Below are 21,897 nucleotides of genomic sequence, written 5' to 3'. Positions count from 1 at the left end.
CGTCAGTACTTGAACTGGTCGACGTTGTCGGCGGTGATGAGCAGGGGGTCGCCCAGCAGGACGGTCTTGGTGGCGGCGTCGTACTTCACCGCCGGCAGCTCCAGGCTCACCTTGTTGACCGGGCCCAGTGGCTTGCCGTCGGCGACCTGCTTCGCCGTCCACGCGGTCAGGTAGCCCAGCGACTCGACGTTCCACAGGACCGACTGCGAGCACGAGCCGTCGAGCAGGAACGGCTTGATGGCCTGCGGCGTCCCGACGCCGACGGTGAACACCCGGCCGATCTTCTCCTCGTCGCCGACGGCCTTCGCGACCCCCGGCGCGGACGTCGTGCACTCGCCGATCAGCCCGGTCAGGCCGGGGTGGCTGGTCATGAGCTGCTTGGCGATGGCCGTCGCGGCGGCCTCGTCTTCGCCCGCGTACACGGTGTCGACGAGCTCGGCCTTCGGGTAGTGCGCGGCCGCGTACTCCTTCTGGACGGCGATCCACGAGTTGAGGTTCGCCGCGGCCGGGCCGCAGGAGACGATCGCGTACTGGCCGGCGCCGCCGGTCTTCGCCATCAGCGCGTCCACGAGCGCGGTGCCGATGCCCTGGGCGCTGGCCTGGTTGACGAACACCTCGCGCTGCGTGCCCGGCGCGTCGGTGTCCGAGGTGATCACGTGGATGCCCTTCGCCCTGGCCTCGGCGATCACGCCCGCGAGCGCGGCCGGGTCGTTGGGGGCCACCACGATGACGTCGACCTTCTTCGCGATCAGGTCGCGCAGGATCGTCACCTGCGCGGCCGGGTCGACGGTCGCCGGGCCGGTCGAGTGCCAGGTGACGCCCAGTTGTTTCGCCGCCTCGAGGCCCCCGTTGTCCATCGCCTCGAAGTACGGGATGCCGCGCACCTTGGGCACGAACTCGATCCGGGTCGGCGGCGCGGCCGGCGCGTTGCCCAGCTGGTCCGAGCAGCCTCCGAGCGCGAGGGCCGCCACCAGCGGCAGCATCGCGACCAGCCGGAAGGTCTTCGTCGGCGCTCGCATCCCCACCCGTTCCTCAGGATTTCGATCAGTTCGATGGGTCTGCGCATGGTGGAGACCAAGGGCGAACGTAGGGCCCCGGGTAACTGTGGTCAACGGGATGTGCGCAAAGGGTTACGGAAGTGAGTTCTGCTCCGGCAGATATCCCCTGGTCGGCCCCAATTGATCACGATGCGTGACTACGGTCCGTCTGTCTGTGCCTGCGCCGGACCGTCGGCCACTGTGACGCGCGGAACGTGCATTAAGTACCCCCCAGGGGTATAGTCACCGGCATGAACGAACAGCACGGGGCTTCGTGGGCGACGGCGATCCAGGCGACTCTGCACTGCCTGACCGGCTGTGCCATCGGTGAGGTGCTCGGCATGGTGCTGGGCACGGCGTTCGACCTGCACAACGCGGCGACGGTGGTCCTGTCGATCGCGCTGGCCTTCGTCTTCGGCTACGGCCTGACCATGCGGGGCGTGCTGAAGTCGGGGATGAACCTGCAGGCGGCCTTCAAGGTCGCGCTGGCCGCGGACACCGTGTCGATCGCCGTGATGGAGCTGATCGACAACACCGTGGTCGTGGCGATTCCCGGGGCGATGGACGCCGGGCTGGCCAGTGTCCTGTTCTGGCTGGCCCTGGTGCTCTCGCTGGCGGTCGCGTTCGTCGTCACGGTGCCGGTCAACAAGTGGATGATCGGGCGCGGTCTCGGCCACGCCAAGGTGCACGCGCACCACCACCACTGAACACAGCACGCGTCCGGGGAGGTGGCGGCCTCCCCGGACGCCGCTACACGCTGGAAAGGTCGATCGCGCGGTCCACCTTGCGCCGGTCGAGCACCCGCAGGATGCCTTCCAGCAGGTAGTAGTCGGCGTAGGGGAGTGACACCTCGACGCCGTCCTCGGCCGGGCGATTCCGCGTGCAGCGCGCGACGCTCGCCTCGGCCCGAGTGGACTTCGTGGTCAGGCACGTCCGCGAGACCGCCGTGAGGATCCGCAGCGCGCTCTCCCGGTACTGCGGGCGGTGCGTCAGCTCGGCGAGGTCGAGCAGGCCGCACGCCATGATCACGCCCGCGGAGGCGTCCTTGACGTCGTCGGGCGCCTGCGGGGCCAGGTAGTCCCACACCGGCACGTGGTCGGGGGTCAGCCGCGACAGCGCGAAGTCCGCGAGCCGCCGGGCCGTGGCCAGGAACTCCGGGTCCCCGGTGCGCCGGTGGATGGTGGTGAACCCGTAGACGCCCCAGGCCTGCCCGCGCGACCAGCACGATGCCGGGCTGTAGCCCTGCACCGTGTTCGGGCCGATCGGCGCGCCGGTGACCGGGTCGAAGTCGAACACGTGCGGCGTCGACCCGTCGGGGCGCAGGAAGTTCCGCTGGGCGGTCTTCGCGTGCGCGACGGCGATTTCGAGGTAGCGCGGATCCTGGGTCTGCGCACTGGCGAAAGCGAGCAGATCGAGGTTCATCATCGTGTCCATGATGACCCGGCCGGCGTTGTTCGGGTCGGACAGCGCACCCCAGGCGCGGATGAACCGGCCCGCCGGGTTGTAGCGCTTGATCAGCGACGACGCGGCCTGCACCGCGCCCGCCTTCCACTTCTCGTCGCCGGTGAGCCGCCACGCGGTCACCCACGAGGGGTAGAAGAGGAAACCGAGGTCGTGCGTGCCCGTGTCGTTCTGGCGCGGCGCGAGTTTTTCCGCGGAGGCCAGTGCGAGCGTCTTGAATTGTTCTTCGCCGCTGTGCAGCCAGGCCAGCCACAACTGGCCGGGCCAGAATCCGCCGACCCAGTCGCCGTTCTGCGAATAGGTCCATTTCTCGAACTTCGTGCCGACCGGGAACGCGGTGACGCCGGGGGCCACCGCGCGGAGCTTGGCCACCGCGTAATCGGCCGCTTGGCGGAGCGTCCGGGTGGCCGAGGCCTGGTCAGGGGCAGCCGCCGAAGCGGCCGTGGTGGGGCTGGCGCCCACCGCCACCGCGGCACCGGCCGCGGTGGTCAGCAGGGTTCTCCGGGAAACGCTCACAGGTACCCGCCATTCCGTGATTTTCGGGGGGAGGAGAGTGTCCGGAATTTTTGCACGGCGGATGGGCCGTTGTACACCCGGCGGAAGTCCGTTCACGTTTGTGAAAAGTGTGCCGCTGAGCGGAATGGCGGGGAAATGGGCGAAGGCCCGGCGGGGGACACCGGGCCTTCGCCGTTGTCGCGGGGTGAGGGCAGTCAGCCGCGCGACGATTTTCAGCAGTGCGGGGCGACCGGCTGGTCGGAACCCGTCTGCAGGTACGTGTCGGACACGTAGTGCCCGGGGCCGATCCGGTCCCAGATGTTGCCGGTGCCGAACTTGCCGGTGACGGTGTCACCCTCGACGTAGCACTCGATGTTCACCTTGGCGTAGTTCGCCGCGAGACCCTTGATGGCGGCCGACGTGCTCGCGCTCGCCCGGACGTTCATCGGGTCGCCCGCCGTGCTCACGACACCGGTCGGACCGGAGCCGGTCCACAGGTAGGTGACGTTCACGTTGCCGTTGTCCGACATGCCGAGCCCGTCCCAGAAGACACCGTCGGCGAGGTCGATGCCGGCCGGGTTCTGCACCTTGTAGCCGAGGCCGCTCTTGCCGCCGTTGTAACCGTTGTGGTACGCGGCATACGCTTCCGGCTGGCCCTGCGGCAGGTCCTTGAACTTCGTCCGCACCGACGACGGGTTCCAGTAGTCGTCCTGCTCGTTCCACGGGCCGACGTCCCACACCGGCGCGTATTCGCACTTGCTGCCGTCGGTCCGGCAGACGCGCACGGAGTAATTGCCGGTGCCCTTGGGGGCCAGCGCCTTGCCGGAAGGCAGCGCGACGAAGTGGTCGCGGTTGGTGATGACGTGGCCGTTGGCGGTGGTCCCGCCGGGCAGGCCTTCGCGGGTGCCGTAGACCTTGTAGGTCAGTTCGGTGCCGGCGGTGAGGGCGTTGACCTGCGGGGCGTTGTCGGCGTCCAGCTTGACGCTCGTGACCGACGGGCGCACGCCGTCGGCGGAGCTGTGCAGGCTGATCCGCACCTGCACCTCGTTCACGGCGCTCTTCAGCGTGGTCCCGGCCGGGGTCCACTCGGTCCAGTCGTCCGCCCCGGTCCGGCCGCGGACGTCGACGTCGACCGAGGTGCCCTTGGGGGTGTCGGCGGTCAGTTCGGCGCTGACGCGGTTGGCCGGCGAGCCGAGCCCGTGCCCGTCGGTGATGAGGCTGCCCTCGCTGCCGGCGAACACGCGGGCGGTCCGATGCCACGCGGCGTCGGCCAGGGTGAGCGTGCCACCCGCCCCGGTGACGTTGACGTCATTGCTGTCCACTGTGGACAAGTCGGCGGTCCAGCCGGTGCCGGTCGCGGCCTGCGCGGGGGTTCCGGCCAGAGCCGTCACCGCCCCGGCGGCCAGAACCGCCGCGGTCACGCGGCCGGCTTTCATGATCCGGATCATCCCCGGTTCTCCTCTCGCACCTGTTGTTTCGAAGGTGGCGAAAGACTGACGGGACGGCGTACATGATCCGTACAAGCGGATTGTGCGTCAGGCGCCGGGCAGCAGGAGCCCCGGTGGCGGGGTCTCCCACTCGTCGAACACGGGTGGGGCGGTGTAGTCGTCGGTGCTGGCCTCCGAGAGGTCGACTTCGCCGCCGCTGAACTTCGCGCCCCGGAAGGTCACTTCACCGCCTTCGAAGGCGGCGCCTTCGAACTGGACGCGGCCGCTGCTGAACTCGGCGTTGTCGAAGGTGACCCGGGCGCCGTCGGCGAACTGCGCGCCGCCGAACCAGACCTCGCCACCGGTGACGCGCATTCCGTCGAACGATGTCCAGCCGCGGCGGAACCGGGCCAGGCTGAACAGGAGCCGGCCGCTGCTCACCTCGATGTCCGCGAAGTCCGCGGATCGGAGGACGGCGCGGAGGAAGTTGAACTCGTGGCCCTGCCAGCTGACCGGCGCACCCGGGCGGAGGTGGTCGCTGATCACGCTCGTGATCGAGAAGCGCACTTCGGATTCTTCGTCGTGGTACCACGGCGAATCCAGCGCGGGCTCGTACGGCATGCGCAGGTACGCGCACAGCACGTCGATGCACACCTGGCGCTGCTCGGGCCACTCGTCGGCGAGGCTCGCCACGGCGTACACGCCGGCGAGCCGGACGGTCGGCTTTTCGTGGCCGATCTGGGCGCACGCGGTGGCGAAGCGCTCGTTCAGGACCTTGACGTGCTCGCGTGCTTCGGCCGCCTCGCCGATGCGCTGCTTGCGGTAGGCGACGACGAGCGCCACCACTCCGCCGACGCCCGCCACGACCGACAACGCGACCTTGATGACGTTCAGCCTGGTGTCCGGGCCGGGCGCGGCCGGGAGACCCAGCGCCAGCCACAGGAGCACGGTCGCCACCGCGAACACGCCGAGCCCGGTGCAGACCACCGCGGCGAGGTGTCTTCCGATCGGCCAGAGTCCGGCGGTCCGCGCACGCCGGGACGTCGAAGTCACGGCGGAATCCTAGGGCACCCGGACCCGCCGGAAGGGCGGTTCACCCCACGGCTCGTGAGTGGTAAGGCGGGTTCTAACCCGCCTTACCACTCACGAGGCTGCGGCAGGGTGGACGCCGCGGCCCACACCGAGAGCGGCACCGGGCTCCTCCTTCGGCCGCGTCGACAACTCGCGCCAGATGGCCAGCGCCCGCTCCGAGTAGTCCCGCGACCGCTCCGGCTGCGAAAGCGCCCGGTGCAGTTCCCCGAGCAGCTGCGAAACCTCGGCCTCCGACCGCCGGTCGCCGTTGCGGCGGTGCACCGCCAGCGAGTTCACCAGCAGCAGCTGCGCGTGCGCGAAGTCCCCGCTGTGCAGGCACAGCTCGCCGAGGTTCTGGTTCGCGTACCCCACGCAGTGGTCGTCGCCGAGGTCGGTGAAGATCGCGATCGCCCGGTCGACGTGCTCGCGGGCCGCCGCCAGGTTGCCCTGGTGCTGGAACAACAGGCCCAGCCGCTTGAGCGCGTGGGCTTCGCGGTGGCGGTCGCCGATCGAGGCCGACAGCTCCAGTGCGTCGGTGATCCAGCGCTTCGCCACCGCGTAACACCCTCGGGACATCCACACCGCGCCCGCGCCGAGGCGGGCCACCGCTTCGCCGTTGGGGTCGTCGGCCTCCGCGAACAGCTTCAGCGCCTCGTGGCAGTGGTCGAGGGCCAGGTCGTCCTCGCCCTCGATGCGGAGGATCGTCGAGACCCCGGTCAGCGCGACCGCCACGCCCTGGATGTCACCGACCTCGTCGAACAGCTTCTTCGACTCCTCGAACGCCACCCGCGCCTCGGCGTACTCGTCCTGGTAGAGCAGGTACTGCCCGAGGTTGCGCTGGACGATCGCCTCGGCCCGCGCCGAGCCGGCCCGGCGGGCCGCGGCCAGCGCGACCAGATGGGTGCTGTGCCAGTCGTCCTGCGGGCCCCGCAGGTCGAAGTACGGCGTCAGCGCCGAAGCCAGCTGCCAGGCCAGGTCGTCGAACCCGTGCTGGGCGGCCAGCGAGACCGCCGCGACGGTCGTGTGCCGCTCGGCGGCGAACCACTCGGCCGGGTCTTCGGGCAGGACGCCTTCGGGCACGCCGGGGCGGGGAAGCTCGTCGTCGCAGTAGGCCCCGAAGAAGTGCAGCGGCATCCGGCGCGCCGCCTCGAGCGCGAGCCCCAGGTAGCCCTCCAGCACCCGCCGCAGACCGGCCCGGGTCTTCGCCGCGTCACTCCGCTCGGCGAGCTCCACCGCGTACACGCGCAGCAGGTCGTGCAGCCGGTAGCGCGGCTGCCCGGCCGAATCCGAGCCGACCAGCTCGACGAGGTGGCCGTCGACCAGCACGTCGAGGACGTCTTCGGCGTCACGGCGGCCCAGCACGGCCGCGACCGCCCACGCCGGGAACTGGACCGGTCCGAGCAGGCCGAGCCCGCGGAAGGCGGTGGCCGCCGACATCGGCAGCAGGTCGTAGGACAGCGTCACGCTCGCGCGGACGGCGAGGTCGCCGACGCGCAGCTCGTCGAGCCTGCGGCGTTCGTCGCCCAGCCGGTCGGCCAGCAGCCGCAGCGTCCAGCCCGGCCGGTGCGTCAGCTTCGCGCCGGCCACCCGGATCGCCAGCGGGAGGTGCCCGCACTGGCGCAGGATCGCCGCGGCGCTCTCCGGCTCGGCGGCCACCCGACCGGCACCGACGATGCCCTCCAGCAGCCGCGCGGCCTCGGCCTCGGGCAGCAGGTCGACGTCCACGGGCTTCGCGCCGGCCAGCCCGGGCAGCCGGATCCGGCTGGTCACCAGCACCGCGCACGCGCCCGCCCCGGGCAGCAGCGGCCGCACCTGGGCCTCGCTGCCGGCGTCGTCGAGCACGACGCACATCCGCCGCCCGGCCAGCCGCGACCGCAGCAGCGCCGACCGCTCGGCCAGCTCGCGCGGCAGGCCGGCGTCCGGGATGCCCAGCGTGCGCAGCAGTTCGGCGAGCACGCTCATCGGCGCCCGCGGCGACGACGACGTGCCGGCCAGGTCCACGTGCAGCTGGCCGTCGGGGAACTCGTCGCGGACCGCGTGCGCGACCCGGACGGCGACCGCCGACTTGCCGACGCCGGGTGCGCCCGACAGCACGACCACGGCGGGCGTGCCGGCGTCCGCGCGCTCCCGCAGCAGGGTCACGACGTCGCGGATCAGCGTGTCGCGGCCGGTGAAGTCCGGCAGGTCCAGTGGCAGCTGGCAGACCGGGGCGACGTCGGCGAGGCGCGGCGGGAGAACGTTTTCCGGCACCAGGGTCGCGCGCAGCTCGCGCAGCCGGGCGCCCGGTTCGGCGTCGAGTTCCTCGCGCAGGACCCGCTCGGCCGACTCGTACGCCTCGATCGCGTCTCCGGTCCGGCCCGCGGCGCGCAGGGCGACGATCAACTGCGCCCAGAGCTCTTCGCGCAGCGGGTGCTCGGTGACCAGCCCGCGCAATTCGGCGATGGCCTCCCCGGAGCGGCCGAGGCCGATCCGCGCGCGGAGGCGTTGTTCCTGCACCGACAGCCGCAGTTCGGCGAGGCGGGCGACGGTCGCGCCCCAGCTGTGGTCGTGCGGCAGGCCTTCGAGGACTTCGCCGCGCCAGAGGGCGTCGGCCTTGTCGAGGAGTTTGAGGGCGCTTTCGGCTTTGCCGCCGTCGAGCGCTTCCTGGGCTTCGCCGGCCAAGGCGGCGAAGGCGAGGTGGTCCAGTTCGTCCGGCGACGCGGTCAGCAGGTAGCCGGAGGCCCGGCTGCTGATCCGCTCGCCAAGGCCGGGGTCGATCTCGGCGAACCGTCTTCGCAGCGAATGCACGTAGGTGCGGATGTTCGCCGCGGCCGACCGCGGCGCCGATTCCGGCCACAGCACTTCCACCAGCACGTCGGTCGAGACGACGACGTTCGGCTGCAGGGCCAGCGCGGCCAGCAGCAGCCGGGGCTTCGGCCCGCCGAGGGCGATCACGCGCCCGGCGGCGGTGACCTCCAGCGGGCCGAGGACGCGGATGGTCAGCGAGGTGGTCTCAACCTGCCCGATGAGTTCCCCCATAGCCGGACTCTAAGACCGCCCGGGCGCACCGGCTAGATCCATTCGGAGTGTCTGTGCGCACACGTGCGCGCTTTGTACGGAATCTGTATGGCGCGGAGCGACGCTGCCGCCATGAAGCGATCGAAACTCCGGCGTATCGCCGGTTCCGGCCTGGTACTGGCCGCGGTCGGCGCGCTCCTGGCCGGCGGCGCGATCGAGGCGTCGGCGGCGGCGAGCGGGACCGTGAAGACCGCGGGTGACCCCCTCAACGTCCGCCGGGCACCCACCACGGCCGCCACGGCGGTCAAGACCGTCGCCAACGGCGCCACCGTCACCATCGACTGCCAGGTCAACGGCTCGTCGGTGACCGGCCCGTACGGCACCGGCACGTTGTGGGACTACGTGCCCGCGCTTGGCGGGTACATCTCGGACACCTACGTCTTCACCAACTCCGACACGCGGGTGGCGCCCGACTGCGGCGTCGGCTCGGGCAGCGGCCAGTGCGCCGACGCCTGCGCGGGCGAGGCGCAGTACCGCTCGTCCGACTCGCACTTCCTGGTCTACGACACGAATTCCGACGGCTACTCCGCCGTGGTCGCCTACTGGACCAAGGGCGGCGCCGGGCCGTTCTACGTCTGGAACTCCGGCGGCGAGGGCACGAAGGTCGACAAGGCCGTCACGGTCCCGCACGGCGGCTGGGTCTTCTACAAGGTCTGCGTCGCGAACTACACGACCGCCAAGCCCGACCTGAAGTCCTGCAGCGACGGCATCACCGACTACGCGGCCTGAGGCCCGTCCACCACGAGAAAGGGTTTTCCCATGGGTCAGGTCAACCGGCGCAAGGTGCTGCTCGGCGGGCTCGCCGCGGTCACCGCCACCGCGGCTTCGGCGGCGCTGCCGTCGTGGGCGAACGCCCGCACCACGGCGGCCGCCCCCGCCGTCCGCGATCCGTTCCAGCTCGGCATCGCCTCCGGCGATCCACTGCCCGACAGCGTGGTGCTGTGGACGAGACTCGCCCCCGCGCCGCTCAACCCGGACGGCTTCGGCGGCATGCCGGACGCCACCTACGCGGTCGACTGGGAGATCGCGAACGACGAGGCGTTCAGCTCGATCGTGCAGCGCGGGTCGGTGGACGCCGTCCGCGCGTCCGGGCACAGCGTCCACATCGAACCGACCGGGCTGCAGCCCGCCCGCGAGTACTTCTACCGGTTCAAGAGCTCGGGCTACATCTCGCCGGTCGGCCGGACGCGCACCGCGCCCGCCGCCGGGGCCGCGGTCAACCAGCTCAAGTACTGCTTCAGCTCCTGCCAGCACTGGGAGGAGGGCTACTACCACGCGTACAAGGGCATCGTGGCCGACGACCCCGACCTGGTGCTGTTCCTCGGCGACTACATCTACGAGAAGAAGTCGGGCCGCACCGCGCAGGAGCGCAACCCGCGCAGCCTGGCCTTCACCGAGGACGTCACCACGCTCGCGCAGTACCGCGCCCGCCACGCCCAGCACAAGACCGACGCCGACCTGCAGGCCGCGCACGCGATCGCGCCCTGGATCGTGGTCTTCGACGACCACGAGGTGATGAACAACTGGAACGGCACCACTTCGCCCGCGCCGGCCGCGCGCAAGGCCGCCGGGTTCCAGGCCTTCTACGAGAACACCCCGATCCGGTCGACGGCCAAGCCGAACGGCGCGTCGATCCAGCTCTACCGGCAGCTGATGTGGGGCAACCTGGCCCGCTTCCACATGCTCGACACGCGCCAGTACCGCAGTGCCCAGGTGCCCGACCCGTCCGGTGACGCCGGTCCGGCCTGCGCCGACATGCGCAGCACCTCCCGCAGCATCCTCGGCGCCACGGAGGAGGCGTGGCTGCTCAAGCAGTTCGAGTCGCACCCGGCGACCTGGGACTTCCTCGGCCAGCAGGTCTTCTTCGCCACGCGTGACAGCGACGGCAACAAGGCCACCTGCGAGAGCAACGACTCCTGGCAGGGCTACGAGGCCTCCCGCAACCGGATCCAGCAGGGCTGGGTCGACCGGAAGGTGGCCAACCCGGTCGTGCTCACCGGCGACGTCCACCGGCACTGGGCCGCGGACCTGCGGCTGGACTACTTCGACCACAGCGACCCGGTGATCGGCTCGGAGCTGGTCACGACGTCGGTCACGAGCAACAGCGACACCGCGTCCGCGCCCAGCGCGGCCTGGTACGCGAACAACCCGCACGTCAAGTACTGCAAGGGCGAGCGCGGGTACGTCCGCGTCACGACCACGCCGTCGCAGCTGCGGGCGGACTTCATGACGACGTCCGACACGAGCGTCTACGACCCGGCTGCGGTGGTGATCAAGAACGACGTCAGCTACGTGGTGCAGGCCGGGAAGCCGGGCCTCCAGAAGACCTGAAGTCACCCTGCGTGACACCGATCATGGTGGATTCACGTTGTGGACCATGAAAAACGCACGGGGCACCCGGGCCCGGCGAAGGTAGACTCCGAGAATCCCGAATGGACACGGGGGACCCGCGCCCCGACTGGGGGTGGCGCGGGTCCCCGGACCCGGCGATCTTGACATTCCGTTCGTGCCGCTCGTAATCTGGGGTTTCCGCCGTCATGCCGAATTCTGCGATCCCATGACAAGGCGGTTCCACAGTGAAAAAACTCTTGCTGATCACCTTCGCGGTGGCCGGGCTGGTGGTGGCCGGCGCCGGCGTTTCCGCCGCCGCGCCCGGCGGCGTTTACGACGTGAAGGACTACGGCGCCAAGGGGAACGGGTCGGCCAACGATTCCGCCGCCATCGACAAGGCGATCACCGCGGCGAACGCGGCGGGCGGCGGCACCGTCCGGTTCACCTCCGGCACCTACAAGTCGGCGAACACCGTCCACCTCAAGAGCAACGTCACGATCCAGCTCGACGCCGGGGCCACGATCACCGGCTCGGGCGCGGACACCTACGACAAGCCCGAGCCGAACCAGTGGGACGACTACCAGGACTACGGGCACAGCCACTTCCACAACGCGATGTTCTCCGGCGACCGGCTGACGAACATCGGCTTCACCGGCGCCGGCACGATCGACGGCGGCGGCCACCTCATCACCGGCAACCCGAAGTCCGGCGAGGCCGACAAGATCCTCTCCCTCACCCGGTGTGACGGCCTGACGCTGTCCGGCGTCAAACTGCGCCGCGGCGGACACTTCGCGGCGCTGATCAACGGCTGCACGAACGTCGTTTCCGACCACCTCACCATCGACACGGCGAGCGACCGCGACGGCTGGAACATCATCAGCACGACGAACGTCACGATCACCAACGCCGCGATCGCCGCGAACGACGACGCGCTGGTGTTCAAGAGCGACTACGCGCTCGGCGCGAAACTGCCGAACGGGAACGTGACGGTGACCGGCGCGAAACTGTCGGCGGTCTGCTGCAACGCGCTGATGTTCGGGTCCGAGACCTGCGGCGACTTCACCGGGTACCACTTCTCGGGCATCACGATCACCGGCGCGCACAAATCGGGCATCGGCATCGTTTCGATGGACGGCGCGAAGATTTCCGACGTCCACTACCGCGACATCACGATGTCCGGGACGTATTCGCCGATCATGATGAAGATCGGCACGCGCAAGCGCTGCGGCAACGACCCGGGTGTCGGGTCGATCAGCGGCATCACGTTCGACAACGTCACCGGCACGCACACGGGCAGCAGCTTCAGCCCGACGATCTGGGGCGCGGACAGCGGTCACCGCGTCTCCGACGTCACGTTCACCGGCGTGAAGCTTTCGGTGCCGGGCGGGAACGGAACCATGGGCACGGGCGTCCCGAGCAACACGGCCACGGACTACAACCCGAAGAGCATCGGCACCCGCCCGTCCTACGGCTGGTACCTGCACTACGCGGCCGGCATCCGGTTCGTGAACAGCTCGGTCGAGTTCGCCAAGGACGACGGCCGCCCGGCGAGCATCGTCAACAACAGCTCCGACATCACGTTCGACCACTTCACGGCGGAGAAGGGCTCGAAGAGCCCGTTCGACATCGGCTTCCAGTCGGTGACGGGCTACTGCGTCAAGGACTCCACCACCACCTCCGGCTCCGCCCTCCGGATCGCCACCTCCAGCTCCACCACGGCCTGCTGACCCCACCCCGAGGCCCCTTCCCGCGAGCGGGAAGGGGCCTCGCCCGTGATCGGAGGGTCGACACGCGTGATTGGAGGGTCATCACCCGTGATTGGAGGGTCGACACGGCCGGACTCCCCGGGCCACGCCGTGTCGACCTCCCAATCACGCGAGTTGACCTTCCAATCACGCGTGATGACCCTTCCCGCACATGACGAAGGGGCCCCGGCCGGGTGGCCGGGACCCCTTCTGCGGCGTCACAAGGGTCAGTGCGCGTACTGCTCGTTCATGATCAGGAACGCGCCCAGGCCGTGGAAGTCGTTGGTCTTGCGGGCTCGGGCGTAGTAGTAGGACAGGTCGCCGACGTTGGTGCCCTCGCAGATGTCGGTGATGTTCGTGAGCCCGTCCGAGCCGAGCGACACCTTGCGCAGCACGCCGGCGTACCCGCGATCCGCCACTGCCTGGTAGGACGCCGGCAGGTAGCCGCGCTGGACGCCGCGAGCCATCGTGAACGTGTACATCGACGACGCCGACGTCTCCAGCCAGTTCTTCGCGTCGCCGCCGCGGTCGACCACCTGGTACCAGCGGCCCGTCGAGGCGTCCTGGTAGCGCTGGTAACCGGCCGCCAGGAAGCGGACGACGTCGATCAGCGCGGCCCGCCGCGGGTGGTCGGCCGGCAGGACCTCGAGGATGTCGATGGTGGCCATGCCGAACCAGCCGATCGCCCGGGCCCAGTGGTACTTCGAGTGGTGCCCGGACCCGGACGCCCACGACTCGGAGCCGTCCTCGTCGTAGGCGTGGTACAGCAGGCCCTTCGCCGGTTCGCGCAGGTGGCTGAAGTACACGACGATGTTCTTCGCCGCTTCCTCGAAGCAGTAGTCACCGTCGCCGAAGGGTCTATCCCGTGATCGGTGTTTCCGGCGTTGTTGATCAGTAGGTTTCGGCTCCCGGCCAGCGGTCACCGAACGTGATGGCGAACGCGTTGATCACTGGCTTCCAACGCATCGTCCACCGGGCGCGGCCTGTCCCGGTCGGGTCCAGGCTGCGGGTCACAAGGTACAGGCACTTCATCGCGGCCTGCTCGGTCGGGAAGTGCCCTCGTGCACGGACTGCCCGCCGGTAACGGGCGTTCAATGATTCGATCGCGTTCGTGGAGCAGATCATCGTCCGGATCTCGACGTCATAGTCAAGGAACGGCGTGAACTCATTCCAAGCGTTGCGCCACAAACGAATCACCGCTCCATGCTTCGCCCCCCATTTCTCCTCAAATTCGTCGAGAGCGACCGCGGCGGCGTCCGGGCTGGGTGCGGTGTAGATGGGTTTGATGTCGCGTTTCACCGCCTCCCAGTCCCGGCGGGACACGAGCCGGAACGTGTTGCGAATGAGGTGGACGATGCAGGTCTGCACAATAGTTTGCGGCCACACGTTCGTCACCACCTCGGGCAGGCCTTTGAGGCCGTCGCAGACGAGGAAGAACACGTCCCGGATGCCGCGGTTCTTCAGGTCGATCAGCACGCTCATCCAGAACTTCGCGCCCTCGCCGCCGGTGCCCATCCACAGGCCCAGGACGTCCTTGTGACCGTCGATGGTGACGCCGATGGCGGCATAGACGGGCCGGTTGGCGACCTGGCCGTCGCGGACCTTGACATAGATAGCGTCGATGAACACCGCCACGTACACCGCGTCGAGGGGACGGTTGGACCATTCCTGCATCTCGGCGACGACCTTGTCGGTGATCCGTGAGATCGTTTCCTTGCTGACCGAGGATCCGTAGATCTCGGCGAAATGCGCCGAGATATCCCCGCTCGTCATTCCCTTCGCATACAGCGACAGCACGATCTCATCCACTTCGGTGAGCCGCCGCTGCCGTTTCTTCACGATCTGCGGTTCGAACGTGCTCTCCCGGTCCCGTGGTACGTTGATGCCGACCTCACCCGCAGCGTCCGAGATCACCGTTTTCGGGCGTGTGCCGTTGCGCACGTTCGTCGACTCCCGGTCCGGGTCGGCCTGGTTCTTCTCGTGCCCGAGGTGTTCGGTCATCTCTTCGTTGAGGGCGGTTTCCAGCACGTTCTTGGTGAACAGCTTCAGCAACCCGTCCGGCCCGGTCAGCGCCAGCCCGCGGGCCTTCGCCTCGGCCACCATCGCCGCCGCGGCGGCCTGCTCCGGCGACAGCTCCCGCGCCGGCTTGGACTCACTCTTGCGTGGACTCACAAGGTCCGATGTCATCACTCACAGTGCCCATCCCGCCGGACCTCAGCCCGGCGTGTCGGGCCGGAAACACCGATCCTGAGACAGTCCCCGCGGCAGGTCCGGTGCCGCCGTGTCGACCCTTCAATCACGCGTGTCGGCTCCCCAATCACGCGTGTCGACCCTTCGGGCACGCTATTTGCCGGGGCGGGTGAGGCCGGATTTGTCGGCGTTGAGGCTCAGGATGTTCTTGTCCGTGTCCTGGAGGGCCTTGGTGACCTGGGGAGACGCGGGGGATGTCGACAAGTCGATCAGGCGGATCGGGGCTTCGAGGCGGATCAGGGTCGGGATGTACTCGGCCTTGTCGACCTTCCAGCGGTCGCCGTCGCGGACGAAGCGGAAGCGGGCGGCCGCGCCTTCTTCCGTGTCGCCCTTGGGTTCGGAGTGGCGGGCGACGCTGTTGCCGAGCCCGTAGGCCACCCACTTGCCGCCGATCTTCTCGAACGGCTGGACCACGTGGGCGTGGTGACCGACTATCAGGTCGACGTCGTCCGACGCCAGGATCCTCTTGGCCTGCGACCGCTGTTCGGCCGTCGGCTCGTGCTGGTACTCCACGCCCCAGTGCAGGCTCGCGATGACGACTTGCGCGCCGGCCTGGCGGGCTTTGCGGGCCGCCGCCAGCACGGCGTCGACGTCGATCTGGTTGGCCAGCCACGGTTTCCCGGCCGGCACCTTGATGCCGTTGAAGCCGAACGCGTACGACACCTGCGCGACCTTGACGCCGTGGACGTCGAGGATCAGCGGCTTCGCGGCTTCGGCCGCCGACCGGGCGGAGCCGGTGTGCTTGACGCCGACGGCGTCGAGCTTGTCCAGGGTCCGGGTGACACCCTCGGCGCCCTGGTCGATCGTGTGGTTGGACGACGTCGAGCAGGTGTCGTAGCCGGTGTCCTTGATCGCGTCGGCGATCTCCGGCGGCGCGCTGAACGACGGGTAGCCGCTATAGGGCCCGCCCTCCGGCGCCAGCGGCGTCTCGAGGTGACAGATCCCGAGGTCGGCCCCGGAAATCAGCGGCTTGATCCCGGCCAGCAGCGGCCGGTAGTCGATCTTGCCGCCGCCATCGGCCTCGGCCTGCTCGGTCAGCGCCGGGTGGATGAGGACGTCCCCGGTGGCGACGACGCTGAACGACCCCTCGGGCGCGCCATCCGAAGACGGAGCCGCCGTTTCCGGGAACGGCGTCGGCGCCGGCCCCTGCCGCTGCGGCGGGGTGCTGCACGCGGCCACCAGGACGGCGACCCCGGCGAGCGCGGCAACGCGGTGCTTCGTCATCGGGTCCCCCTAACGTGGTCCGGCCATCCTGCCAGCCGGTCCGCACGGGCAGCGAGGGCATCCCGGGGATCAGCAACATCCACCACAGTCGACAACACCGATCAGAACATCGCCACATGTCAAAACTGGACAACGCCCAGCCCAGGTGCGAAAAAATACGATAAATCACCCGGGCGTGCGTCACGACAGAACTACAGAGGGTAGGTCTCGCTCCGCTAACTGCGCCTTGACGCTCCTCGAACGGGTGTTTTGTAATACGAGTCACTGCGCGACCCGACCGATTCACCCGACCTCGGCCCCCATGGGAGCACTCGATGTCCACATACCCGCACAGGTTCCGGACCTGGAGCGTTGTTGGTTGTTGTTTGATTTCCGGCGCCTTGCTCGCCTCCTGCTCTTCCGGCAAAGACACCGCCGCGCCGCAGCAGCAGGCACCCGCCAACGGCAAGATCACCCTGTACTACCTGCAGAAACAGGGTGACCAGCAGTACTTCGTCGAGCAGGCCCAGGGCGCGCAGGAGAAGGCGAAGGAGCTCGGCGTCGAGCTCAAGGTCGTCAACCTCGGCCAGGACGCCAACAAGGCGATCACCGAACTGGACGCCGCGGTCGCGCAGGGCGCCAACGGCGTCGCGATCGTCGTCCCGGACCAGGCCATCGGCCCGCAGGTGATCGACAAGGCCAAGAGCGCGGGCATCCCGCTGATCGCGTCCGACGACGTCATCAAGGACGGCACCGGCGCGAAGGCCCCGTTCGTCGGCTTCAACGGCAGCCAGATGGGCGACTCGGTCGGCACCGAGGCCGGGAAGCTGTTCAAGGCCGCGGGCTGGGCCGCCGCCGACACGAAGATCATCAGCGCGTACAAGCAGGACCTGACCGTCTGCACCGACCGCGTCAACGCCGCGAAGTCCGCGTTCGCCAAGGCCGCGGGCGCGGACGTCCAGGTCATCGACGTCGGCACCGACAACTCCCCGGTCGACGCGCAGAACCGCTCCGGCGCGGTGATCGGCTCCAACCCGGGCGTCAAGCACTGGGTGGTCTGGGGCTGCAACGACGAGAACGAGACCGGCGTCGTGACCGCGCTGGCCAACTCCGGCGTCCAGGCGGACAACATCATCGGCGTCGGGCTCGGGGCCTACCTCGACTGCAAGGACTGGGCGGCGAACAAGGACACCGGCAACAAGGCCGCGCTCTACATCTCCGGCGCCGAGGTCGGCCGCTCGGCGATCCAGGTGCTGGTCGACAAGGTGAAGAACGGCAAGGAGCTGCCCGCGGAGACGATCGCCAAGACCACGATCGTCAACAAGGACAACTACAAGCAGGCCGGCGTCAACTGCACCTGACCGCCCACCCCTCGTGAGTGCGTAACAGTGTTCTAACACTGTTACGCACTCACGACCGCCGTACGGAAGGCGACCATGTCCAGCTCTCCTCCCGCGCTCGCCGTCGAGGGCATCGGCAAGCGCTTCTCCGGGGTCACCGCCCTCGACGACGTCTCCCTGGAGTTCCGCTCCGGCGAAGTCCTGGCCCTGATGGGCGAAAACGGCGCCGGCAAGTCGACGCTGCTGCGCGTGCTGTCCGGCGACCAGGGCCCGGACGAGGGCCGGCTGCTCCTGGACGGCACCGAAGTCGCCTTCGACACGCCGCGCGCGGCGATGGCCGCCGGGGTGCGGGTGATCTACCAGGAACCCGAGATCATCCCGCACGTTTCGGTGGCGGAGAACGTCTTCGTCGGCGAACTCCCCGCGAAGGCCCGGGTGTTCAGCCGCCGCACGCTCACCAAGGCCACGCACGACGCCCTCGTCGAATACGGCTTCGAAGGCGTCCTCAACCCGGCGACGCTCGGCGCCGCGCTCTCTCCCGCGCAGCGGCAGCTCGTCGAGATCCTCCGCGTGCTCACCGCGGCCACTCCGCCGCGGGTGATCGCGTTCGACGAACCGACGTCGTCGCTGTCCGAGCACGAGGTCGAGGCGCTGTTCCGGCTGATCGGGCGGCTGCGCGACAGCGGTGTCGCGGTCGTGTACGTCTCGCACCGGATGAAGGAGATCTTCCAGCTCGCCGACCGCGTCGCCGTGCTGCGCGACGGCAAGCTCGTCGGCGTCCAGCAGGCCGCGGAGACCGACGAGGCCGGCCTGGTCCGGATGATGATCGGCCGCGACCTCTCGGCGCTCGAACGCCGCGTCACCCAGGACACCGGCGATGTGGTGCTCAAGCTGACCGACGTCACGACCGACGACGTCACCGGCATCTCGCTGCAGGTCCGCGCGGGCGAGGTCGTCTGCCTGGCCGGGCTGGTCGGCGCGGGCCGCTCCGAGCTGGCCCGGGCGATCGTCGGCGACTTGCCGATCCGGTCCGGGACGGTGGAACTCGACGGCAAGCGGCTGCGCGCGCACAACCCGGGCGACGCCGTGAAGGCGGGCATCGGCTTCGCGCCCGAAGAGCGCAAGACGGACGCGTTGCTCATGCAGCGGTCCGTACGCGACAACGTCTCCATCGCCGTCCTGGATCGGCTTCGCCGCTTCCGGGTCGTGAAGCGGGCGAAGGAACGCGCGCTCGTCGAGGAGTACGTACGCGAGCTTCGCGTGCGGACGCCGTCGATGGAGCAGGAAGTCCGCAAGCTTTCCGGCGGCAACCAGCAGAAGGCCGTCCTCGCGCGCTGGCTCGCGCGGCGGCCGAAGCTGCTGATCCTCGACGAACCGACGCGCGGGGTCGACGTCGGCGCGAAGGCCGAGATCTACCGGATCATCGACGGCCTCGCGGCCGAAGGCATCGCGCTGCTGGTCATCTCCTCCGACCTGCCCGAGGTGCTGACGCTCGCCGACCGCATCCTCGTCATGCGCGCCGGGCGCCTCGCCGGAGAGCTCGGCCGCGAGGAAGCGACCGAGGAAGCCGTGCTGACCCTCGCCATCCCCGAAACCGAACCAGCCGTGGACGACGCCCAGGAGATCGGCGCATGAGCACCCCCACCAAGGAAACGTCGGCCCCCGCCGCGCCACCGCAGCCGTCCGCCGCGCGCCGCGTGCTGTCCGGCATCGGCGTGCAGAACTCGAGCCTGATCATCACGCTGATCGCGCTGGTGATCCTGCTGAGCGTGCTGAACGAGAACTTTTTCCGCACCAACAACCTGCTGCTGATCGGCAGCGCGATCACCATCATGGGCCTGCTCGCGCTGGTCCAGACCCTGGTGATCATCTTGGGCGCGCTGGACATCTCGGTCGGCTCGATGGCCGGGCTGGCCTCGGTCATCTCGGCGATGGTGTTCACCTCGACCGGCAACGCCGAGGTCGGCATCCTCGCCGCGGTCGGCGTCGGCATCCTGTGCGGCCTGGTCAACGGCATGATCATCATCTTCGGCCGGGTCAACCCGGTGGTCGCGACGCTGGCCATGCTCGCCACCTACAAGGGCATCGCGCAGGTCATCTCCGACGGCAAGGCGCAGGGCTACACCGGCGGCGACGACCTGTTCATCTTCCTGGCCAAGGGCGCGATCGCGGGCCTGCCATCGCTGGTGTGGGTGTTCCTGATCGTCGCGGCGCTGCTGCACTTCCTGCTCAAGTACACCGACATCGGCCGCAACGTCTACGCCATCGGTGGCAACGACACCGCCGCGCGGCTGGCCGGCATCAACATCAACCGGTACATCATCGGCGTGTACGCCCTGGTCGGCGTGGTCGCGGCGATCGCGGGCGTGCTGATCACCGCCCGCACCGGCTCCGGCCAGCCGACGTCCGGCTCGGAAGGCCTGGAGCTGCAGGCGGTCACCGGCGCCGCGCTCGGCGGCACGATGCTCAAGGGCGGCCGCGGGTCGATCATTTCGACCGTGCTCGCGGTGGTCATCCTCGGCGTGCTCGACAACGGCATGTCCGGGCTGGGCATCAACCCGTTCTGGCAGAACGTCGCCCACGGCGCGCTGCTGGTGATCGCGGTCGTGCTGCAGCAGCTGCGCAGCGGGGAGCGGCGCGTCGGCCTGCCCGAGTAGCGGGTGCGCAACCTCCACGCGCGCATCGTCGACGAATTGGGCCGGCTCATCGTCGAAGGCGCTCTCGGGGACGGGCAGCCGCTCGTCCCCGAGGAGCTGTGCCGGCGGTTTTCCGCGTCCCGGACGGTGGTCCGCGAGGCGTTGCGCGTGCTCGAGTCCAAGGGCATGGTCACCGCGCGCCCGCGGGTCGGGACCTGGACGCTGCCGCCCGAGGCGTGGGACGCGATCGACCCGGACGTCATCGCCTGGCGCGTCGGCGGGCCCGGCGGCCGCGAGCACCTGCGCGAGCTGCTGGAACTGCGGCTGGCCATCGAACCGCAGGCGGCCCGGATGGCGGCGCGGCACCGGCGTCCCGACGAGCTTTCGGCGATGGCGGCGGCCTACGCGCAGATGGCCGACGCCGAGGACACCGCGGCCTTCGAGGCCGCCGACGCGCAGTTCCACGCGGCGCTCGTCCGCGCGGCGGGGAACACGCTGATCGCGCAGCTGCAGGTGCCGGTGGTGGCGGCGCTGCGGGCGCAGGGCGAACCGGTGCACACGCTCGTCGCGCATTCCCGCGTGCTGACGCTGGTGCTGGCGAAGAACGCCGACGGCGCCGAAACAGCGTGCCGCCGATTGCTGGAAACCGTTGCGGCGTACCGGTGATCGGTACCTTGACACGGTTACCGGGACGCGCTTCACTCGCTGCGGATGCCCGCCGCCATGACCTGTTGAGGAGGACGCTTTCATGCGTTTCCCGGCAATTCGCGGTTTCGGCGTGCTCGCGGCCACGGCGCTGGCGGGCGGTCTCTTCACCGCCCCGGTGGCGACCGCCGCGACCTGCACCATCTCCGACGAGATGGTGTCCGCGGGCAACTACTGGGTGACCAACGGGACGAACCTCGACGCGCCGGACTGGCAGAACGCCACGTTCCACGTCGGCAACCTCGCCCTGGTCCGGACCACCGGCCAGTCCAACCACAAGACCTACCCCTGGGCCCAGGCCAACAAGTACCTGCTGCCCGACGACCCGAAGCGGCCGTTCTTCCCGGACAACCAGGCGGCCGGCGAGGCGTACCTCGACCTGTACACCTACTTCCACCCCGAAATCCCCCTGGATTCGATTCGCACGCGGATCCGCGACGAGGTGGCGTCCGTCCAGGCGGGCCATCGCGACTACTGGAACTACGTCGACGCGCTGAACATGGCGATGCCGTCGTTCGCGCGGATGAGCCTGATCGACCACGATCCGTCCTATTTGGACGCGATGGACCAGCTCTTCCGGTCGTCGGAACGCAAGCTGTTCACCGAGTTCACCGGCCTGTGGTACCGCGACGCGCGGTTCACGGGCTCGGGCGTGTTCTGGTCCCGCGGCAACGGCTGGGCACTGGCGGCGTTGACGAAGGTCCTGCAGGTGCTGCCGTCCGACGACTCGCGCCGCCCGGAATACCTGCGGGTGTACAAGAAGATGGCGGCCACGCTGGCGCTGGTCCAGCGACGTGACGGCTTCTGGAACTCCGACCTGCTGAACCCGTGGGACCACGGCGGCCCCGAGTCCAGCGGCACGGCGTTCTTCGCGTTCGGCCTCGGCTGGGGCGTCAACGCGGGCATCCTCGACGCGGCCCGCTTCCGTCCGGTGGTGGACAAGGCGTGGAGGGCGCTGTCGACGAAGGCCCTGCAGCCCAACGGCTTGGTCGGGTACGTCCAGCCGGTGGGCGACCGCCCGGCCACCGCGCACGCGACCGACACGGCGGCATACGGCGTGGGCGCGTTCCTGCTGGCGGGCCAGCAGGTGGCGAAACTCCAGGGCTGCTCGGCGGAGTAGTCGTGAGTGGTAAGGCGGG

Annotated in this window: 16 protein-coding genes and 1 pseudogene; 9 read left to right on the top strand and 8 right to left on the bottom strand. The window is 69.5% G+C overall.

The annotated features are described in order from the left end of the window. Positions 1-2 precede the first annotated feature (2 nt). A complete protein-coding gene (locus tag ACFPLC_RS22100) occupies positions 3-1,019 on the bottom strand; it encodes an autoinducer 2 ABC transporter substrate-binding protein (RefSeq protein ID WP_378207999.1) in 1,017 nt (338 codons plus the stop codon). 269 nt (positions 1,020-1,288) lie between these two features. Here ACFPLC_RS22100 and ACFPLC_RS22095 point away from each other — a divergent pair, with 269 nt between their 5' ends. Next, positions 1,289-1,744: a DUF4396 domain-containing protein gene (locus tag ACFPLC_RS22095; RefSeq protein ID WP_378208002.1), complete on the top strand. Its 456-nt coding sequence runs from the start codon at positions 1,289-1,291 to the stop codon at positions 1,742-1,744. A gap of 43 nt (positions 1,745-1,787) precedes the next feature. Here the strand turns inward: ACFPLC_RS22095 and ACFPLC_RS22090 are convergent, their stop codons facing one another. The 4 genes from ACFPLC_RS22090 to ACFPLC_RS22075 form a co-directional block, all read right to left on the bottom strand. Further along, positions 1,788-3,014, bottom strand: coding sequence for a glucuronyl hydrolase (locus tag ACFPLC_RS22090; RefSeq protein WP_378208005.1), 1,227 nt, complete (start codon positions 3,012-3,014; stop codon positions 1,788-1,790). Positions 3,015-3,226: 212 nt separating this feature from the next. Next, entirely contained in the window at positions 3,227-4,441 is a 1,215-nt protein-coding gene (locus tag ACFPLC_RS22085; protein WP_378208008.1) for a hypothetical protein, read from the bottom strand. 87 nt (positions 4,442-4,528) lie between these two features. After that, positions 4,529-5,473 (bottom strand): pentapeptide repeat-containing protein, encoded by a 945-nt coding sequence (locus tag ACFPLC_RS22080; protein ID WP_378208011.1) that lies wholly within the window; start codon positions 5,471-5,473, stop codon positions 4,529-4,531. A gap of 90 nt (positions 5,474-5,563) precedes the next feature. Then, entirely contained in the window at positions 5,564-8,509 is a 2,946-nt protein-coding gene (locus ACFPLC_RS22075) for an AfsR/SARP family transcriptional regulator (protein ID WP_378208014.1), read from the bottom strand. Between the two features lie 111 nt (positions 8,510-8,620). Here ACFPLC_RS22075 and ACFPLC_RS22070 point away from each other — a divergent pair, with 111 nt between their 5' ends. The 3 genes from ACFPLC_RS22070 (at position 8,621) to ACFPLC_RS22060 (ending at position 12,606) form a co-directional block, all read left to right on the top strand. Then, positions 8,621-9,277, top strand: a complete 657-nt coding sequence (locus tag ACFPLC_RS22070; protein ID WP_378208017.1) for a hypothetical protein — start codon at positions 8,621-8,623, stop codon at positions 9,275-9,277. 30 nt (positions 9,278-9,307) lie between these two features. Then, positions 9,308-10,879: an alkaline phosphatase D family protein gene (locus ACFPLC_RS22065; RefSeq protein WP_378208020.1), complete on the top strand. Its 1,572-nt coding sequence runs from the start codon at positions 9,308-9,310 to the stop codon at positions 10,877-10,879. A 245-nt stretch (positions 10,880-11,124) separates the two neighbouring features. Further along, a complete protein-coding gene (locus tag ACFPLC_RS22060) occupies positions 11,125-12,606 on the top strand; it encodes a glycoside hydrolase family 28 protein (RefSeq protein WP_378208023.1) in 1,482 nt (493 codons plus the stop codon). Positions 12,607-12,851: 245 nt separating this feature from the next. Here ACFPLC_RS22060 and ACFPLC_RS22055 read toward each other — a convergent pair. The 3 genes and pseudogenes from ACFPLC_RS22055 to ACFPLC_RS22045 form a co-directional block, all read right to left on the bottom strand. Further along, positions 12,852-13,478 (bottom strand): annotated as a pseudogene (locus ACFPLC_RS22055) (glycoside hydrolase family 88/105 protein); the annotation flags it as partial. Between the two features lie 37 nt (positions 13,479-13,515). Next, positions 13,516-14,811, bottom strand: a complete 1,296-nt coding sequence (locus ACFPLC_RS22050) for an IS256 family transposase (protein ID WP_378235896.1) — start codon at positions 14,809-14,811, stop codon at positions 13,516-13,518. A 156-nt stretch (positions 14,812-14,967) separates the two neighbouring features. Beyond that, positions 14,968-16,098, bottom strand: coding sequence for a CapA family protein (locus ACFPLC_RS22045; RefSeq protein ID WP_378205292.1), 1,131 nt, complete (start codon positions 16,096-16,098; stop codon positions 14,968-14,970). Between the two features lie 365 nt (positions 16,099-16,463). On the opposite strand from ACFPLC_RS22045, the gene ACFPLC_RS22040 reads away from it, so the two are divergent. The 5 genes from ACFPLC_RS22040 to ACFPLC_RS22020 all read left to right on the top strand — a co-directional run bounded on the left by ACFPLC_RS22040 (position 16,464) and on the right by ACFPLC_RS22020 (position 21,878). Beyond that, complete coding sequence (locus ACFPLC_RS22040) at positions 16,464-17,438, top strand: substrate-binding domain-containing protein (RefSeq protein WP_378205294.1); 975 nt, start codon at positions 16,464-16,466, stop codon at positions 17,436-17,438. Positions 17,439-17,513: 75 nt separating this feature from the next. Then, positions 17,514-19,052 (top strand): sugar ABC transporter ATP-binding protein, encoded by a 1,539-nt coding sequence (locus ACFPLC_RS22035; protein ID WP_378205297.1) that lies wholly within the window; start codon positions 17,514-17,516, stop codon positions 19,050-19,052. Continuing rightward, positions 19,049-20,074 carry an ABC transporter permease gene (locus tag ACFPLC_RS22030; RefSeq protein WP_191316767.1) on the top strand — a complete coding sequence of 342 codons (1,026 nt, stop codon included), beginning with the start codon at positions 19,049-19,051 and terminating at the stop codon, positions 20,072-20,074. The genes ACFPLC_RS22035 and ACFPLC_RS22030 overlap by 4 nt, the downstream gene beginning before the upstream one ends. 3 nt (positions 20,075-20,077) lie before the next feature. After that, positions 20,078-20,719 carry a FadR/GntR family transcriptional regulator gene (locus ACFPLC_RS22025; RefSeq protein ID WP_378205300.1) on the top strand — a complete coding sequence of 214 codons (642 nt, stop codon included), beginning with the start codon at positions 20,078-20,080 and terminating at the stop codon, positions 20,717-20,719. Positions 20,720-20,801: 82 nt separating this feature from the next. Beyond that, positions 20,802-21,878 carry a glycoside hydrolase family 88 protein gene (locus ACFPLC_RS22020; RefSeq protein WP_378205303.1) on the top strand — a complete coding sequence of 359 codons (1,077 nt, stop codon included), beginning with the start codon at positions 20,802-20,804 and terminating at the stop codon, positions 21,876-21,878. The last annotated feature ends 19 nt before the right edge of the window (positions 21,879-21,897 follow it).

It is taken from the genome of Amycolatopsis plumensis (assembly GCF_042652605.1).
Taxonomy (GTDB): domain Bacteria; phylum Actinomycetota; class Actinomycetes; order Mycobacteriales; family Pseudonocardiaceae; genus Amycolatopsis; species Amycolatopsis plumensis.
The sequence above is the reverse complement of the archived record's forward strand: the minus strand, read 5'-3'. Positions and strand labels throughout refer to the sequence as shown.

Coding starts and splice junctions, on each gene's coding strand:
- ACFPLC_RS22045 (WP_378205292.1), bottom strand. CDS start 16,098: ATGACGAAGCACCGCGTTGCCGCGCTCGCCGGGGTCGCCGTCCTGGTG.
- ACFPLC_RS22035 (WP_378205297.1), top strand. CDS start 17,514: ATGTCCAGCTCTCCTCCCGCGCTCGCCGTCGAGGGCATCGGCAAGCGC.
- ACFPLC_RS22030 (WP_191316767.1), top strand. CDS start 19,049: ATGAGCACCCCCACCAAGGAAACGTCGGCCCCCGCCGCGCCACCGCAG.
- ACFPLC_RS22020 (WP_378205303.1), top strand. CDS start 20,802: ATGCGTTTCCCGGCAATTCGCGGTTTCGGCGTGCTCGCGGCCACGGCG.
- ACFPLC_RS22065 (WP_378208020.1), top strand. CDS start 9,308: ATGGGTCAGGTCAACCGGCGCAAGGTGCTGCTCGGCGGGCTCGCCGCG.
- ACFPLC_RS22075 (WP_378208014.1), bottom strand. CDS start 8,509: ATGGGGGAACTCATCGGGCAGGTTGAGACCACCTCGCTGACCATCCGC.
- ACFPLC_RS22050 (WP_378235896.1), bottom strand. CDS start 14,811: ATGACATCGGACCTTGTGAGTCCACGCAAGAGTGAGTCCAAGCCGGCG.
- ACFPLC_RS22085 (WP_378208008.1), bottom strand. CDS start 4,441: ATGATCCGGATCATGAAAGCCGGCCGCGTGACCGCGGCGGTTCTGGCC.
- ACFPLC_RS22070 (WP_378208017.1), top strand. CDS start 8,621: ATGAAGCGATCGAAACTCCGGCGTATCGCCGGTTCCGGCCTGGTACTG.
- ACFPLC_RS22095 (WP_378208002.1), top strand. CDS start 1,289: ATGAACGAACAGCACGGGGCTTCGTGGGCGACGGCGATCCAGGCGACT.
- ACFPLC_RS22100 (WP_378207999.1), bottom strand. CDS start 1,019: ATGCGAGCGCCGACGAAGACCTTCCGGCTGGTCGCGATGCTGCCGCTG.